General features: G+C 53.4%; 14 protein-coding genes and 4 tRNA genes. 13 read left to right on the top strand and 5 right to left on the bottom strand.

The window, feature by feature from the left end; translation table 11 throughout:
- Positions 1-2: 2 nt before the first annotated feature.
- The 12 genes from rfbA (at position 3) to FDW92_RS01575 (ending at position 9,290) form a co-directional block, all read left to right on the top strand.
- Positions 3-884 (top strand): glucose-1-phosphate thymidylyltransferase RfbA, encoded by an 882-nt coding sequence (gene rfbA / locus FDW92_RS01520; RefSeq protein ID WP_042314045.1) that lies wholly within the window; start codon positions 3-5, stop codon positions 882-884.
- Positions 862-1,539 (top strand): dTDP-4-amino-4,6-dideoxy-D-galactose acyltransferase, encoded by a 678-nt coding sequence (gene rffC / locus FDW92_RS01525; RefSeq protein ID WP_042314043.1) that lies wholly within the window; start codon positions 862-864, stop codon positions 1,537-1,539. Before rfbA ends, rffC begins: the two co-directional genes overlap by 23 nt.
- 4 nt (positions 1,540-1,543) lie before the next feature.
- Positions 1,544-2,674 carry a dTDP-4-amino-4,6-dideoxygalactose transaminase gene (rffA, locus tag FDW92_RS01530; protein WP_042314040.1) on the top strand — a complete coding sequence of 377 codons (1,131 nt, stop codon included), beginning with the start codon at positions 1,544-1,546 and terminating at the stop codon, positions 2,672-2,674.
- 1 nt (position 2,675) lies between these two features.
- Positions 2,676-3,926 (top strand): lipid III flippase WzxE, encoded by a 1,251-nt coding sequence (gene wzxE, locus FDW92_RS01535; protein ID WP_042314038.1) that lies wholly within the window; start codon positions 2,676-2,678, stop codon positions 3,924-3,926.
- Complete coding sequence (locus FDW92_RS01540; protein ID WP_042314035.1) at positions 3,923-5,002, top strand: TDP-N-acetylfucosamine:lipid II N-acetylfucosaminyltransferase; 1,080 nt, start codon at positions 3,923-3,925, stop codon at positions 5,000-5,002. Before wzxE ends, FDW92_RS01540 begins: the two co-directional genes overlap by 4 nt.
- A complete protein-coding gene (gene wzyE, locus FDW92_RS01545; RefSeq protein ID WP_042314032.1) occupies positions 4,999-6,354 on the top strand; it encodes an ECA oligosaccharide polymerase in 1,356 nt (451 codons plus the stop codon). Before FDW92_RS01540 ends, wzyE begins: the two co-directional genes overlap by 4 nt.
- Positions 6,354-7,094: a lipopolysaccharide N-acetylmannosaminouronosyltransferase gene (wecG, locus tag FDW92_RS01550; RefSeq protein WP_042314029.1), complete on the top strand. Its 741-nt coding sequence runs from the start codon at positions 6,354-6,356 to the stop codon at positions 7,092-7,094. The genes wzyE and wecG overlap by 1 nt, the downstream gene beginning before the upstream one ends.
- Positions 7,095-7,369: 275 nt before the next feature.
- On the top strand, positions 7,370-8,755 hold the full coding sequence (locus tag FDW92_RS01555; protein WP_042314025.1) for an amino acid permease: 1,386 nt from the start codon (positions 7,370-7,372) through the stop codon (positions 8,753-8,755).
- 102 nt (positions 8,756-8,857) lie between these two features.
- A tRNA-Arg gene (locus FDW92_RS01560) sits at positions 8,858-8,934 on the top strand.
- Positions 8,935-8,990: 56 nt separating this feature from the next.
- Positions 8,991-9,066 (top strand) — tRNA-His (locus tag FDW92_RS01565).
- Positions 9,067-9,086: 20 nt separating this feature from the next.
- Positions 9,087-9,172, top strand: a tRNA-Leu gene (locus tag FDW92_RS01570).
- A gap of 41 nt (positions 9,173-9,213) precedes the next feature.
- Positions 9,214-9,290 (top strand) — tRNA-Pro (locus FDW92_RS01575).
- 417 nt (positions 9,291-9,707) lie between these two features.
- Here the strand turns inward: FDW92_RS01575 and hemY are convergent.
- From hemY to hemC, 4 genes are read right to left on the bottom strand one after another with little or no spacing between them, the layout of a single operon-like run.
- The gene (hemY, locus tag FDW92_RS01580; RefSeq protein WP_038634530.1) at positions 9,708-10,907 is read right to left on the bottom strand and encodes a protoheme IX biogenesis protein HemY; all 1,200 of its coding nucleotides are present in this window, start codon (positions 10,905-10,907) and stop codon (positions 9,708-9,710) included.
- Between the two features lie 2 nt (positions 10,908-10,909).
- Entirely contained in the window at positions 10,910-12,085 is a 1,176-nt protein-coding gene (gene hemX / locus FDW92_RS01585; RefSeq protein WP_042314020.1) for a uroporphyrinogen-III C-methyltransferase, read from the bottom strand.
- 21 nt (positions 12,086-12,106) lie between these two features.
- Positions 12,107-12,847, bottom strand: a complete 741-nt coding sequence (gene hemD / locus FDW92_RS01590) for a uroporphyrinogen-III synthase (RefSeq protein WP_042314019.1) — start codon at positions 12,845-12,847, stop codon at positions 12,107-12,109.
- Entirely contained in the window at positions 12,844-13,785 is a 942-nt protein-coding gene (gene hemC, locus FDW92_RS01595) for a hydroxymethylbilane synthase (protein ID WP_042314016.1), read from the bottom strand. Before hemC ends, hemD begins: the two co-directional genes overlap by 4 nt.
- A gap of 395 nt (positions 13,786-14,180) precedes the next feature.
- On the opposite strand from hemC, the gene cyaA reads away from it, so the two are divergent.
- Positions 14,181-16,727, top strand: coding sequence for a class I adenylate cyclase (cyaA, locus tag FDW92_RS01600; RefSeq protein ID WP_137400531.1), 2,547 nt, complete (start codon positions 14,181-14,183; stop codon positions 16,725-16,727).
- A 77-nt stretch (positions 16,728-16,804) separates the two neighbouring features.
- Here cyaA and cyaY read toward each other — a convergent pair whose 3' ends face one another.
- Positions 16,805-17,125, bottom strand: a complete 321-nt coding sequence (gene cyaY / locus FDW92_RS01605; protein ID WP_042314014.1) for an iron donor protein CyaY — start codon at positions 17,123-17,125, stop codon at positions 16,805-16,807.
- Positions 17,126-17,131: the final 6 nt, after the last annotated feature.

Below are 17,131 nucleotides of genomic sequence, written 5' to 3' on the forward strand. Positions count from 1 at the left end.
GCATGAAAGGTATCATTCTGGCGGGTGGCTCAGGTACTCGCCTGTATCCCATTACGCGTGGCGTATCGAAGCAGCTATTGCCCATTTACGATAAGCCGATGATTTACTACCCGCTTTCAGTGCTAATGCTGGCGGGAATTCGCGAAATTCTGATTATTACCACGCCGGAAGATAAAGGTTATTTCCAGCGTTTGTTAGGCGATGGCTCTGAGTTCGGCATTGAACTGCACTATGCTGAGCAACCCAGCCCGGATGGATTAGCGCAGGCTTTTATCATTGGTGAAACGTTCCTTAACGGTGAACCGTCATGTCTGGTATTAGGGGATAATATCTTCTTTGGTCAGGGCTTCAGTCCAAAACTACGTCATGTAGCCGCCCGCACAGAAGGTGCGACGGTGTTTGGTTACCAGGTGATGGATCCTGAACGTTTTGGTGTTGTGGAGTTTGACGACAGTTTTCGCGCTATCTCTCTGGAAGAGAAGCCGAAAGCACCGAAATCTAACTGGGCGGTAACCGGCCTTTATTTCTATGACAGTAAAGTGGTGGAATACGCAAAACGCGTGAAACCTTCTGAGCGTGGAGAACTGGAGATTACGTCAATCAATCAGATGTATCTTGATGACGGGCATCTGACGGTAGAATTGCTTGGACGTGGCTTTGCCTGGCTGGATACCGGGACGCATGACAGTTTGATCGAAGCGAGCACGTTTGTGCAGACGGTAGAAAAACGTCAGGGCTTTAAAATAGCCTGTCTGGAAGAGATCGCCTGGCGTAACGGTTGGCTGGATGATGAAGGCGTGAAACGTGCCGCCAGTTCGCTGGCTAAAACGGGGTACGGCCAATATTTGCTGGAGCTGCTTCGTGCTCGTCCGCGCCAGTATTGAGCCGCTTAGCTGGGAAAATACGTTTTTTGGCGTGAATAGCGCCATTATACGTTTTGACCAACACGCGCCGGTTCTGACGGAGGATGCGTTACGTCCCTGGTCGCGGGTACAGGCAAAAATTCCTGCCGCAAATACCCATGAATTAGATGCTTTGCAGCAGTTAGGTTTCTCACTGGTCGAAGGCGAAGTGGATTTTGTGCTGCCAGTGGCGTGTACCAGTGGCAACACTGACGCGCAGATTGCTCAAATTACGGATATTCCGGCGTTACGCCGCCTGGCGAAACAAGCGTTCGCGCAAAGCCGTTTTCGCGCCCCGTGGTATGCCGCAGATGCCAGTTCGCGTTTTTATGCACAGTGGATTGAAAATGCGGTGCTGGGGACGTTCGATCATCAATGCCTCGTTTTACGCACGCCGACAGGTGAAATTCGTGGTTATGTCTCGCTGCGCGAACTGAATGCGACCGAGGCGCGAATTGGCCTACTGGCTGGGCGTGGCGCGGGCGAAGAACTAATGCTGGCTGCGCTTTGCTGGGCGCAGGCCCGCGGTAAAACAACATTGCGCGTGGCAACCCAAATGGGTAACACCGCCGCGCTTAAACGTTACATACACAGTGGTGCGAATGTGGAAAGCACCGCGTATTGGTTATACAGGTGACACGATGATTCCATTTAATGCACCGCCGGTGGTGGGAACTGAACTCGATTACATGCAGTCTGCGATGAACAGCGGCAAACTGTGTGGCGACGGCGGCTTTACCCGCCGCTGTCAGCAGTGGCTGGAGCAGCATTTTGGCAGCGAGAAAGTTCTGTTGACGCCATCTTGTACCGCATCGCTTGAGATGGCGGCATTGCTGTTGGACATTCAGCCTGGCGATGAAGTCATCATGCCGAGCTACACATTTGTTTCCACGGCTAACGCATTCGTTTTGCGCGGGGCGAAAATCGTCTTTGTTGATATCCGTCCGGATACCATGAACATTGACGAAACGCTGATTGAAGCGGCTATTACCGACAAAACCCGCGCTATTGTGCCAGTACATTACGCGGGCGTGGCCTGTGAAATGGATACCATTATGGCGCTGGCCGCTAAATATAACCTGTATGTGGTCGAAGATGCGGCTCAGGGCGTGATGTCGACTTATAAAGGTCGGGCGCTGGGGACGATTGGTCACATCGGCTGCTTTAGCTTCCATGAGACTAAAAACTACACCGCAGGCGGTGAAGGTGGCGCGACGCTGATCAATGATAAAAAATTAGTCGAACGTGCCGAGATTATTCGGGAAAAAGGGACGAACCGTAGTCAATTTTTCCGTGGTCAGGTTGATAAGTATACCTGGCGCGATATCGGCTCCAGCTATCTGATGTCCGATCTGCAGGCTGCCTATCTGTGGGCGCAACTGGAAGCGGCCGACCGTATTAACCAGCAACGTCTGGCGCTGTGGCATCATTACTATGATGCCCTCGAACCGCTGGCGCGTGCCGGACGTATTGACCTGCCCTCTATACCGGAGGGTTGTGTGCAGAACGCGCATATGTTTTATATCAAGCTGCGCGATATCGACGATCGCACTGCATTAATTAACTTCCTCAAAGAAGCCGAAATTATGGCAGTGTTCCACTATATTCCGCTGCATGATTGCCCGGCTGGCGATAAATTTGGCGTGTATGCCGGTGTGGATCGTTACACCACCAAAGAGAGCGAGCGTCTGCTACGTTTACCGCTGTTCTATAACCTGTCGCCGGTTAACCAGCGAACGGTAATTTCGACATTACTCAATTACTTCGCCTGATATGTCGCTTGCTAAAGCGTCCTTATGGACGGCGGCCAGTACGCTGGTAAAAATTGGTGCGGGTTTGCTGGTGGTGAAGTTATTGGCCGTCTCCTTTGGCCCGGCAGGTGTGGGTCAGGCGGGTAATTTTCGCCAAATGGTCACTGTGCTGGGCGTATTGGCGGGGGCCGGCATTTTCAACGGCGTCACGAAATACGTTGCGCAGCACCATGACGATCCGGCCCGGCTCCGTAAGGTGGTCGGTACATCTTCCGCAATGGTAATGGGATTTTCTACGCTGATGGCGGCGGTTTTTCTGCTGGCGGCCGCGCCGATCAGTCAGGGGTTGTTTGGCCATACGCATTATCAGGGGCTGGTTCGACTGGTTGCGCTGGTGCAGATGGGCATCGCCTGGGCTAACCTGCTGCTGGCGCTGATGAAAGGCTTCCGCGATGCGGCAGGCAACGCGCTGTCGCTGATTGTGGGTAGCCTGGTGGGCGTAGTGGCTTACTATGGCTGCTATCGCCTGGGGGGCTATGAAGGCGCCTTGCTGGGGCTGGCTCTGGTGCCAGCGCTGGTCGTTATCCCTGCCATCATTATGCTGCTTAAGCGTGGAACTATTCCGCTGCATTACCTGAAGCCCTCGTGGGACCATGGTCTGGCCGGGCAGCTAAGCAAGTTTACGCTGATGGCGCTGATTACCTCTGTGACGCTGCCTGTGGCATACGTGATGATGCGAAACCTGCTGGCGGCGCAGTACAGTTGGGATGATGTGGGGATCTGGCAGGGAGTCAGCAGTATCTCCGATGCCTATCTGCAATTTATTACCGCCTCATTCAGCGTTTACTTGCTGCCGACGTTGTCGCGGCTGACCGAAAAGCGTGACATTACCCGCGAGATTATTAAGTCGTTGAAGTTTGTACTGCCGGCGGTTGCCGCCGCGAGCTTTACCGTCTGGCTATTGCGTGATTTTGCGATCTGGCTGCTCTTTTCCGCAAAATTTACCGCCATGCGCGACCTGTTTGCCTGGCAACTGGTCGGTGATGTACTGAAAGTTGGCGCCTACGTTTTTGGTTATCTGGTGATCGCGAAAGCGTCGCTGCGGTTTTATATTTTGGCTGAAATTAGCCAGTTCATGTTATTGACGGCGTTTGCCCACTGGCTGATCCCGGCACACGGTGCTCTGGGAGCTGCGCAGGCGTATATGGCAACATACATCGTCTATTTTTCTCTTTGTTGTGGCGTGTTTTTACTCTGGCGTAGGCGGGCATGACTGTACTGATTCACGTTCTGGGATCGGATATCCCTCACCATAACCAAACCGTGCTGCGGTTTTTTAACGATTCGCTGGCTGCGACGAGCGAGCACGCGCGCACGTTTATGGTTGCAGGCCAGGATGCTGGATTCAGTGAGAGCTGCCCGGCGTTATCGCTGAGTTTCTACGACGGGAAAAAGGCGCTGGCCCAGGCGGTTATTGCGAAGGCGAAAGCGAATCGCCAGCAGCGCTTCTTCTTTCATGGTCAGTTCAACACCAGCCTGTGGCTGGCGCTGCTGAGCGGGGGAATTAAACCGGAGCAGTTTTACTGGCACATCTGGGGCGCGGATTTATATGAAGTTTCCAGTGGGCTGAAATTCCGCCTGTTTTACCCGATTCGTCGCATGGCGCAGAATCGCGTGGGCTGCGTGTTTGCTACGCGCGGCGATTTACGTTATTTCGCTGGGCAGCATCCGCACGTTCGTAGCGAGCTGCTCTATTTCCCAACGCGGATGGATCCCTCGCTCAATAATCTGAGCAGTGAAAGTCAGCGCAGCGGTAAGATGACGGTGTTGGTTGGCAACTCTGGCGATCGCAGCAATGAGCATATTGCCGCGCTACATGCTGTTCACCAGCAGTTTGGTGATACGGTGAATGTGATAGTGCCGATGGGGTATCCTGCGAATAATACGACCTATATCGATGAGGTTCGTCAGGCGGGTCTGGCACTATTTAGCGCTGATAATTTGCAAATATTGAGTGAAAAACTGGAGTTTGATGCCTATCTGGCACTACTGCGTCAGTGCGATCTGGGCTACTTTATTTTTGCCCGTCAGCAAGGGATCGGCACCCTGTGTTTGTTAATCCAGGCCGGTATCCCGTGCGTGCTCAACCGTGAAAATCCTTTCTGGCAGGATATGGCAGAGCAAAATATCCCAGTTCTGTTTACGACAGATCAACTCAATGAAGGTCTCGTACGCGAAGCGCAGCGCCAACTGGCGTTGGTAGATAAAAATACGATCACCTTCTTTAGCCCGAATTATCTGCAGCCGTGGCATCACGCGCTGCGCATTGCTTCAGGAGAAACCAAATGAGCCTGATGCAATTCAGCGGTCTGCTGGTGGTCTGGCTGCTCTCCACTTTGTTTATCGCCACGCTGACCTGGTTTGAATTCCGCCGCGTGCGTTTTAACTTCAACGTCTTTTTCTCGTTGCTGTTTTTGCTGACGTTCTTCTTCGGATTCCCGCTGACCAGCATCCTGGTGTTCCGTTTTGATGTGGCGGTAGCACCACCGGAGATCCTGCTGCAGGCTTTGCTGTCAGCCGCCTGTTTCTATGCCGTTTACTACGTGACGTATAAAACGCGCTTACGTAAGCGCGTAGAGAATAAGCCGCGCAGGCCGCTATTTACTATCAATCGCGTGGAGGCCCATTTGACCTGGGTTATCCTGATGGCGATTGCGTTGGTGAGCGTGGGCGTCTTCTTTATGCACAATGGGTTCCTGCTGTTCAGACTGCAATCCTACAGCCAGATTTTTTCCAGTGAAGTCTCTGGAGTGGCGTTGAAGCGCTTCTTCTACTTCTTCATTCCGGCAATGTTGGTGGTCTACTTCCTGCGCCAGGACAGCAAAGCGTGGCTGTTCTTCCTGGTAAGCACCGTCGCGTTTGGCTTGTTGACCTATATGATTGTGGGGGGAACGCGCGCCAATATTATTATCGCGTTTGCCATCTTCCTGTTTATCGGCATTATTCGCGGTTGGATTTCGCTGTGGATGCTCGCCGCCGCAGGCGTGTTGGGCATCGTCGGTATGTTCTGGCTGGCGCTGAAACGCTACGGGATGAACGTGAGCGGTGACGAGGCGTTCTATACGTTCCTGTACCTGACTCGTGATACCTTCTCGCCATGGGAAAATCTGGCGCTGTTGCTGCAGAACTACCACAATATTGAGTTCCAGGGGTTGGCGCCGATCGTCCGTGATTTCTATGTCTTTATCCCCTCCTGGCTGTGGCCTGGGCGCCCGAGTATCGTACTCAACTCCGCGAACTACTTTACCTGGGAGGTGTTGAACAACCACTCGGGGCTGGCGATTTCGCCAACGTTAATTGGTTCGCTGGTGGTGATGGGCGGGGCGCTGTTTATACCGTTAGGTGCGATTGTCGTCGGGTTAATCATTAAATGGTTCGACTGGCTATATGAATTAGGTAACCGCGAAACCAATCGCTACAAGGCGGCCATTTTGCACAGTTTCTGTTTTGGCGCCATTTTCAATATGATCGTTTTGGCACGTGAAGGACTGGATTCGTTTGTCTCGCGAGTGGTCTTTTTCCTCGTGATTTTCGGCGTTTGTCTGCTGGCGGCAAAATTGCTGTTCTGGCTATTCGATAGCGCGGGACTTATCCATAAACGAATTAAATCGCTGCCCCGGACACAGATTGAAGGATCGTAATGACAGATAACACAACTGCGCCACTCTATTCGCTGCGCGGGTTACAACTGATTGGCTGGCGCGATATGCAACACGCGCTAAATTACCTGTTTGCCGAAGGACGCCTCAGGCCTGGGACGCTGGTGGCTATCAATGCCGAGAAAATGCTGACGGCAGAAGATAACCCTGAAGTGCGGGATCTGATTAACGCCGCTGAGTTCAAATATGCGGATGGCATTAGCGTGGTGCGTTCGGTGCGTAAAAAATTCCCGCAGGCGCAGGTTTCACGCGTAGCGGGGGCCGATCTCTGGGAAGCGCTAATGGCGAGAGCCGGGCAGGAGGGAACGCCGGTTTTCCTGATTGGCGGCAAGCCTGAGGTTCTGGCGCAAACCGAAGCCAAATTGCGTGCGCAGTGGCATGTGAACATTGTGGGTAGCCAGGACGGTTATTTTACGCCGGAGCAGCGTCAGGAATTGTTTGAGCGTATCCACGCCAGCGGTGCGCAAATTGTGACGGTGGCGATGGGGTCGCCGAAACAAGAAATTTTTATGCGTGATTGCCGGAAGATCCACCCTGAAGCGCTGTATATGGGGGTGGGTGGTACCTACGATGTCTTTACCGGTCACGTTAAGCGGGCGCCTAAACTCTGGCAAAATCTGGGGCTGGAGTGGCTGTATCGCTTACTGTCACAGCCGAGCCGTATCACCCGTCAACTTCGTTTGTTGCGCTATCTCCGCTGGCACTATACCGGCAACCTCTGACGCTCTCTCCTCTGATAAGTAGCGTGATCTGCTAATCACGCTACTTATTCACAACATAATCGCTGCTTTCTCGCACAATCTATTCATTTTTTGAATGCTTTAATTGCCATTTAAGCGATTTTAGGAAACCATTCGCAACAATCATTACAGTGCCGTGGTGTTTTGGCGCCAACCGTTAAGCGGTCGGTGCCGTATGGCCTGTTATGGAATAACAAGATGTACCCATAACGAGAACCGGTAATACCGGACAGCATGCAAACACATCAAGAGGATTTATGGCCGAGAACAAACCTGAGCTACAGCGTGGGCTGGAGGCTCGTCACATCGAATTAATTGCCCTTGGAGGCACTATTGGCGTCGGACTGTTTATGGGCGCCGCCAGTACCCTGAAATGGGCGGGGCCTTCGGTCCTGCTGGCGTATATCGTCGCAGGGCTGTTTGTTTTTTTCATTATGCGTTCCATGGGGGAGATGTTATTCCTCGAGCCGGTTGCCGGTTCATTCGCTGTTTACGCGCACCGTTACATGAGTCCTTTCTTTGGCTATCTCACCGCCTGGTCATACTGGTTTATGTGGATGGCGGTAGGGATATCAGAGATTACCGCTATCGGGGTGTACGTACAGTTCTGGTTCCCGGAAATGGCGCAATGGATACCCGCCCTGATTGCTGTCGGGCTGGTTGCGCTGGCAAACCTCGCCGCGGTTCGCCTGTATGGTGAAATTGAATTCTGGTTTGCCATGATCAAAGTGACCACCATCATTGTGATGATCGTCATTGGGTTAGGAGTGATTTTCTTCGGCTTTGGCAATGGCGGCCAGGCGATTGGCTTTGGCAACCTGACCGAGCATGGCGGCTTCTTTGCCGGCGGCTGGAAGGGCTTCCTGACGGCATTGTGTATTGTTGTGGCGTCCTACCAGGGCGTGGAGCTGATCGGCATTACTGCGGGTGAGGCGAAGAACCCCCAGGTCACGCTGCGTAGCGCGGTGGGGAAGGTGCTGTGGCGTATCCTGATTTTCTACGTCGGCGCGATCTTTGTTATCGTCACTATTTTCCCGTGGAACGAGATTGGCAGCAACGGCAGCCCATTTGTGCTCACTTTTGCCAAGATTGGTATTACCGCCGCGGCAGGGATTATTAACTTTGTGGTCCTGACGGCGGCGCTGTCAGGCTGTAACAGCGGCATGTACAGCTGTGGGCGTATGCTCTACGCGTTGGCAAAGAATCGCCAGCTACCTGCTGTTGTTGGAAAAGTATCTCGCCATGGCGTGCCAGTTGCTGGTGTGGCGATTTCTATCGCGATCTTGCTGATTGGTTCGTGCCTGAACTACATCATTCCCAACCCGCAGCGTGTGTTCGTGTATGTTTATAGCGCCAGCGTGCTGCCGGGGATGGTGCCGTGGTTTGTGATCCTGATAAGCCAGCTGCGTTTCCGTCAGGCGCATAAAGCGGCGATCGCCAGTCATCCTTTCCGCTCGATTTTGTTCCCGTGGGCAAATTATTTGACGATGGCGTTCCTGATTTGCGTATTAATCGGCATGTACTTCAATGAAGATACCCGAATGTCGCTATTTGTTGGCATTATCTTCTTACTGGGCGTGACGCTCATTTATAAGGCTTTTGGCCTGAATCGTCATGGCACAGCCCATAAATTGCGGGAATAAGCGACAAAACGCACAAACCATGACCAAACGATAATTTATTTTAAAAAAGCACTAGACAGAAGACCGAGACCTCCGTAATATCCAGCCCCGCAACGGCGCTAAGCGCCCGTAGCTCAGCTGGATAGAGCGCTGCCCTCCGGAGGCAGAGGTCTCAGGTTCGAATCCTGTCGGGCGCACCATTTAGTTAGGTGCCGGAGCTGCGGTGGTTTTAATACCGCGTAAAAGATTTGCAGTGGTGGCTATAGCTCAGTTGGTAGAGCCCTGGATTGTGATTCCAGTTGTCGTGGGTTCGAATCCCATTAGCCACCCCATTAATTTAAAGTTGTGAAATGCGAAGGTGGCGGAATTGGTAGACGCGCTAGCTTCAGGTGTTAGTGTCCTTAGGATGTGGGGGTTCGAGTCCCCCCCCTCGCACCACGACTTAAAGAATTGAACTAAAAATTCAAAAAGCAGTAAAACGGCGAGTAGCGCAGCTTGGTAGCGCAACTGGTTTGGGACCAGTGGGTCGGAGGTTCGAATCCTCTCTCGCCGACCAATTTTGAACCCCGCTTCGGCGGGGTTTTTTGTTTTCTGATTTCCCTTCACAGCCCTTATTCCCGCGAATTACCTGATGTCTTAAAAAGTTCGAATACCTGGTTTTTGCAGTGCAATCGTGGCATGCGTTGTGCGATAATATACGGGTAGATGCTCATTCCATCTCTTATGTTCGCCATCAGGCCTCATAAACTCAGGAATGATGCAGAGCCGTTTACGGTGCTTATCGTCCACAGACAGATGTCGCTCAGGCCTCATCAAACACCATGGACATAACGTTGAGTGAAGCACCCATTATGTTGTCATACAGACCTGTTTAACGCCTGCTCCTTACCGAGCGGGCGTTTTTTTATGCATCTTGAATGATTTTGTGTAGACGGTAGGCCCGGTAAGCGAAGCGCCACCGGGCAAGAGGGAATTACTGCGGGGGATTGTTGTTCTGCAGCGTCAACATCAGGCCATCACGGCGCATGGTGGCGGCTTCTTCCGGCTGATGCAGTCTGTCCAGCGCGTCAGCAAGCCAGGCGTAGTCGTATGCGTCCGGGCGCTGTTTGAGCGCTGCACGGAAGGCGAGCGTGGCTTCCTGCCATTCGCCATGCTTCATTAACGATTGCCCCAGCGTGCTCCACAGCAATGGGCGATCGCCAACGGCCTTAATCTGCTGGCGCAACACTTTTTCTATCTGTTCCGGGTTGTTGGTTTTCAGGCGCGGGATCGGCAGCACCAGACGGTCGTCATACTGACGTTTCAGACCGTCAATGATGACCTGCTGCGCCGTATCGTGATCGTCGCACTCAATCAGATGTTCAGCCATCGCGACCTGCAGGGCAACCTGATGACGGGTTTTACGGTTCTGGTTTTTCCACCACGTACGTAGCCCCTCACTGCCCTGATCGGCGCGGACCTGATCCATCAGACCCACCCATGCCTGTTGTTCCAGCATTGCGCGGTGCTCTTCATCACCTACATGCGCTTTAGCCATAGATGGAATGATATCCAGTAACGAACTCCATGCGCCGGTGCGAATGTAGGCTTGCTCAGCCAGACGCAGCACTTCCGGATGACGCGGCGTCACCTCCAGCAGCTTATCTACGCTGTGGCGCGCGGCGTGATTTTCATTACGCGCCAGTTGCAGACGAACGCGAGCGATTTCTACCGGGATCGTATCATTCCCGGCCAGTTCAGCGGCACGCTCAAGGTGTTGATTCGCGCGCGCTTCATCGCCACGTTGCTGGGCCGCTTCTGCCGCCAGCAGGTAATTCACTACCGGTTGTTCAGCATGATCGGCGTTTTTCGACATCAGCTTTTCAACCTGCTGATAATCGCCTTCTGCCAGCTTGAGCAGCGCTTGTTCGGTCTGTTTGCGGGCGCGGCGACGCTTACGGCCGACAAACCATCCGCGGGTATGCGCACCTGTGCGGAAAATTCGGCGCAGCAACCATTCAATCGCAAACAGAACGACCATCGCGACGATCAGGATGATCACCAGGCCCGTCACGCTGGTTTCAATGTTGTAATTATCGGTTTGGATCAGCACGTAGCCCTGATGACCGGCAATCATTGGACCAACGACGATCCCGGCGATCAACAGAACAAAGAGCAATAATACTTTTAGCATCATTATTCTCCTTGCGGCGCGGTTGCCGGATTGTCTGCCGAAGGAGCAGGAGCGGCGGCAACCGGCGCTGTGACAGGCTGCGCCAGTAAATTACGAACACGGGTCTGCATTAATTTGTCGAGAATAGCCTGGCTCTGCAGCGTTTCTGGCACATCCATACTGATGCTTTGTTGGCTCAGCTGGTCTACCTCTTCCAGGAAGGCTTTGGTGGTTGCATCGTCGGTGTCGTAGTAGGCGCGTACCCAGGTGGAGACATTTTCCAGCGCCTGGCGGTATGTCTCTTCCTGATGACGCGGTACGGCCTGGGCGGCTACTAACAGGCGAGAACGAATGTTCTCACGTAAGTAAACGTCCTGGTTCGGCGCCAGCAGCGGGACGGCGGTTTCATCTCGACGGCGAACAGTGATAAAGCTGTCCATAAAATTCTGCCAGCTTTTTTGCAAGTTGACGCGCCATTCACTAATTGAGCTGGACAGCTCGCTGCTGTCGGAGTCCATCGGTGAATCGTCGGTGTCGTTGTCGGCCAGACGCAGGTTATCTATCTGGTTAGCGAGCTGATTCACTTTCAGGATAATGCCGTCATAGTCGACCTGAGTTACCGCCGAGAGGCTCGCGATATCGTCAGTAATCGCGCGACGGGCGGAAATTAAGCTCGGGTCGTTCATATCAGCCAGACTGGCGTCGGCGCTTTTCAGCAACGCCGCTGCGGTGGTAACGTCCTGATCGCTCCATAATTTACGACCGGCCAGTTTTACCAGAAAATCAGCCTGCGCCAGCAGCCATGTCCCGGCATCGCTGCCGGAAATAGTGGCGACTTTTTGCTGAACTTCATCAAGCTGTTTGACCAGTGCGGCCTGCTGGCGAGTGGCTTCATCAAGCTGCGTTGCCTGCTGTTTAATAATGCCTTCCAGCTCAGCTTTTTGGTTTTCTTGCGCTTTTTGCAGCGCCGTCAGCTGGTTCGCCAGCGCATCGCTGGTTGCCGTCTGCGTTGTTGCCTGCTGTTTCCCCCAGCCATACAGCCCCACACCTGCTGCCAGCGCAATAGCAATCGCCACCGCGCTCAGAATCAGCGCCGTGCTGTTGTTAGCCTTTTTTTCAGTATTGACTGGCTGTGCTGTGGTTTCCACGGCCTCCCTGGTCTCTTCAACCACGGCGGAGGATTTTTCTTGTTCCGTCATTATGGCATCCCATTATGAGAGTTATTGTAATGCGCGTAGTAGCGCATCGTTGTCGGCGTTATCAGCGACCTTAATATCTTGCCAGCCCAGTTCCCGGGCGAGGTGCGCCAGACGCTCACTGACGACCAGCAGCCGACAGCGTAGTAACCAGTGCTCACGATACCACTGCGGAATGAGCGACCAGAGCTGTTGTAACATCTCTCCGCTGGTGACCACCACCGTGGTCACGCCGCGAGATTGCCAGCGCATTGCTTCTTCCGCACCATCGTAATTTTTTGCACTGCGTTGATAACATTCACAAAAATCAACATCGGCTCCGCGCGCCGTCAGGGTTTCACCTATCAGTTCCCGACCGCCGTTGCCGCGTAAAATAAGCGCGCGTTTTCCCGCAATATTTTGTAATTCAGGTAATTGTAGCAAGACTTCGCTGATTTCCCGATCCAGAGGATAGTGAATATTGCAGCCGCTAACAGTATGCAGCGCCAGCGCCGTTGTGCGGCCAATGGCAAAATAATGCGGAAGGGAAGGCCAGCTTTTCCCTTGTTGCTGAAGTTCGGCATCGGCAAAGGTGACAGCGTGCTGCGAGAGGGCAAAAACCAGATCGTTATCCGTCAACGCCGACAGTCGGGAGGCGAGTGTTGCCAGTTCCCGACCCGGGGAAAACTCGATGAGCGGAAAACTCCAGGCCACCTGCCCCAGTGTGCGCAGACGGCTCACTAACTCTTCCCCTGCGGGAGACGGGCGGGTGACCAGAATACTCATGCGGGTGCTTCTCCGTTATAAACTTCAGCCAGAATGGCGCGCGCACCGTTTTCCAGTAGCTCTTCTGCCAGAGAGATGCCCATCTTTTCTGCATCCTGCGGGGCGCCGCGACGTTCTCCGCATACCATCTGCGATCCGTCAGGCGCGCCGACCAGCGCGCGTAGCCAAATCTCACCGTTGATGAGTTCGGCATAGCTGCCGATAGGTACCTGACATCCCCCTTCGAGGCGGGTGTTCATGGCGCGTTCGGCTGTTACGCGTAGTGCGGTCTCTTCATGATTGAGCGGCGCTAACAGCGCCTGAGTGCGCATATCGTCCAGTCGGCACTCTATGCCAACAGCGCCTTGCCCGACTGCGGGCAAGGATACTTCCGGCGGCAGTGCGGTACGGACTCGCGACTCAAGCCCTAAACGTTTTAACCCGGCCACCGCCAGGATAATGGCGTCATAATCGCCGTTATCGAGTTTGCCGAGGCGCGTACCAACGTTACCGCGCAGCGAACGGATGACGAGATCCGGGCGACGCTTTGCCAACTGGCACTGGCGACGCAAACTGGATGTCCCGACAATACTACCCGCGGGAAGGTCATCCAACGTGTTGTACTTATTTGAGACGAAAGCATCACGCGGATCCTCTCGCTCGCAAATGGTGACCAGTCCAAGACCGTCAGGGAATTCAACCGGCACATCCTTCATGGAATGCACGGCGATATCGGCGCGTTTTTCCAGCAGCGCGACTTCCAGCTCTTTAACAAACAACCCTTTCCCTCCGACCTTCGCCAGCGGGGTATCAAGGATCACATCGCCACGGGTTACCATAGGAACCAGTTCCACGATCAGACCGGGGTGATTTGCCATTAAAGCGTCTTTGACATAATGTGCCTGCCAGAGCGCAAGGGGGCTTTGGCGTGTGGCAATTCTCAAAACATTGTCTAACATGCTTGTTACCGTCATTATCAATCATTGACCATCCTAACATCCTTATCAAAGGGATGTCAGCGTTACGCTCAAACGTAAGTGAGAGGAAAAGCTGCTGCATCATCAGTGGCAGTGAATAATGACGAGAAACCTTCCGACCGTATGAAGGAATTTACACGTAACGAACGGTGCTACACTTGTATGTAGCGCATCTTTCTTTACGGTCAATGAGCAAGGTGTTAAATTGATCACGTTTTAGACCATTTTTTCGGCTGTACCGCACAAAAAAATACGGGCGAAAAACAGGTAACGGTTATTTTTGACATACGGTTTATCCGAATTGATGACGATTAATTGTGAGCGCTTGCGCCGCAGTAATCGACAACATGACGGATAGCAACATCAGGCGATACGTCTTGTACCTCTATATTGAGACTCTGAAACAGAGACTGGATGCCATAAATCAACTGCGTGTGGATCGCGCGCTTGCTGCCATGGGGCCTGCTTTCCAGCAGGTATACAGTCTGCTGCCGACATTATTGCACTACCACCACCCTCTGATGCCGGGTTACCTCGATGGTAACGTTCCCAAAGGCATATGCTTTTACACGCCTGATGAAACCCAACGCCACTACCTCAACGAACTGGAACTGTACCGCGGCATGTCACCGCAGGAACCTCCCAAGGGCGAACTGCCGATCACTGGTGTTTACTCAATGGGCAGTACCTCTTCGGTAGGGCAAAGCTGTTCTTCCGACCTTGATATCTGGGTCTGCCACCAATCCTGGCTGGATAGCGAAGAGCGCCAGCTGTTGCAGCGTAAATGTAGCCTGCTCGAAAGCTGGGCCGCTTCGCTGGGCGTGGAAGTCAGTTTCTTCCTGATTGATGAAAACCGTTTCCGTCACAATGAAAGCGGAAGTCTCGGTGGTGAAGACTGTGGCTCGACGCAGCATATCCTGTTGCTTGATGAATTCTATCGCACCGCTGTGCGCCTCGCGGGCAAACGTATTCTGTGGAATATGGTGCCGGGCGACGAAGAAGAGCATTACGACGATTACGTCATGAAGCTCTACGCACAGGGGGTGTTAACGCCAAACGAATGGCTGGATCTCGGCGGACTCAGTTCGCTCTCCGCCGAAGAGTACTTTGGCGCCAGCCTCTGGCAGCTGTACAAAAGTATCGATTCCCCGTACAAAGCAGTGCTAAAGACGCTGCTGCTGGAAGCCTATTCCTGGGAATATCCCAATCCTCGCCTGTTGGCGAAAGACATTAAACAGCGCCTGCACGATGGCGAGATCGTCTCTTTTGGTCTCGATCCCTACTGCATGATGCTGGAGCGTGTTACCGAATATCTCACGGCGATCGAAGACCCGACGCGTCTGGATTTAGTGCGTCGATGTTTCTACTTAAAAGTGTGTGAGAAACTGAGCCGCGAGCGCGCCTGCGTGGGCTGGCGTCGTGAAGTATTAAGTCAGTTAGTGCAGGAATGGGGCTGGGACGAAGCTCGTCTGACAATGCTGGATAACCGCGCTAACTGGAAGATTGATCAGGTACGTGAAGCGCATAACGAACTGCTTGATGCGATGATGCAGAGCTATCGTAATCTGATCCGCTTTGCGCGGCGCAATAACCTCAGCGTTAGCGCCAGTCCGCAGGATATCGGTGTGCTGACCCGTAAGCTGTATGCCGCGTTTGAAGCGTTGCCGGGCAAGGTAACGCTGGTGAACCCGCAGATATCTCCAGACCTCTCAGAACCGAACCTGACCTTTATCCATGTGCCGCCGGGCCGCGCCAACCGTTCGGGTTGGTATCTCTACAACCGCGCACCAAATATGGATTCTATCATCAGCCATCAGCCGCTGGAATATAACCGCTATCTCAATAAGCTGGTGGCGTGGGCCTGGTTCAACGGTCTGCTGACATCGCGTACGCATTTGTTTATTAAGGGCAACGGCATTGTCGATTTGCCGAAGTTGCAGGAGATGGTCGCCGATGTATCGCACCACTTCCCGCTGCGCCTGCCGGCACCCACGCCGAAAGCGCTCTACAGCCCGTGTGAAATTCGCCATCTGGCGATTATCGTTAACCTTGAATATGACCCAACGGCCGCATTCCGTAATCAGGTGGTGCATATTGATTTCCGCAAGCTGGACGTCTTCAGCTTTGGCGAAGAGCAAAATTGCCTGGTAGGAAGCGTCGACCTGCTGTATCGCAACTCGTGGAATGAAGTCCGTACGCTGCACTTCAACGGCGAGCAGGCGATGATTGAAGCGTTAAAAACAATTCTGGGCAAAATGCACCAGGATGCCGCGCCGCCGGATAGCGTCGAAGTGTTCTGCTATAGCCAGCATCTGCGTGGATTAATCCGTACCCGCGTGCAGCAACTGGTCTCTGAGTGTATCGAGCTGCGCCTTTCCAGCACCCGCCAGGAAACCGGGCGCTTCAAAGCGCTGCGCGTGTCTGGTCAGACGTGGGGACTGTTCTTCGAGCGTCTGAACGTATCGGTACAGAAACTGGAAAACGCCATCGAATTCTACGGTGCGATTTCACACAACAAACTGCACGGCCTTTCCGTCCAGGTTGAAACGAACCATGTGAAACTCCCTTCTGTGGTGGACGGCTTTGCCAGTGAAGGGATCATTCAGTTCTTTTTCGAAGAAACGGGCGATGAGCAGGGCTTTAATATTTATATACTGGATGAGAGTAACCGTGTGGAGGTGTATCACCACTGCGAGGGAAGCAAAGAAGAGCTGGTACGTGATGTCAGCCGCTTCTATTCATCGTCGCACGATCGCTTCACCTACGGCTCCAGCTTCATCAACTTTAACCTGCCGCAGTTCTATCAGATTGTGAAAACCGACGGACGTGCGCAGGTGATTCCGTTCCGTACCCAGCCGCTCAACCCAGTCCCGCCAGCTAATCAGGATAACGACACGCCGATGTTGCAGCAGTATTTCTCCTGAGGCTTTTCGCCCGGTGGCGGCTACGCCTTACCGGGCCTACAGTAGGCCGGATAAGCACATCTCATCCGGCAAATAAATCAACGGAAGCCCACCTTTTCTCCCGACTGCTGCGTTGCTGCCTGCTCCAGCAAATCCCAGAACGTTTCGCCGCTACGGTCGCAGATCCACTCGTCGCCTTTCAGGTCAAAGTGGTAGCCGCCCTGTTTGGTCGCCAGCCACACCTGGTGCAGCGGCTCCTGACGGTTAATAATGATTTTGCTGCCGTTTTCGAAGCTGATAGTCAGCACGCCGCCATTGATCTCACAATCGATATCGCTGTCGCCATCCCAGTCGTCCAGACGCTCCTCAATGGTCATCCACAGGGTGTCAGCAAGGCGATGAAATTCACTGTCGTTCATTTTCTT

The sequence above is a fragment of the Citrobacter sp. wls706 genome (genome assembly GCF_005281305.1).
GTDB lineage: Bacteria > Pseudomonadota > Gammaproteobacteria > Enterobacterales > Enterobacteriaceae > Citrobacter > Citrobacter werkmanii.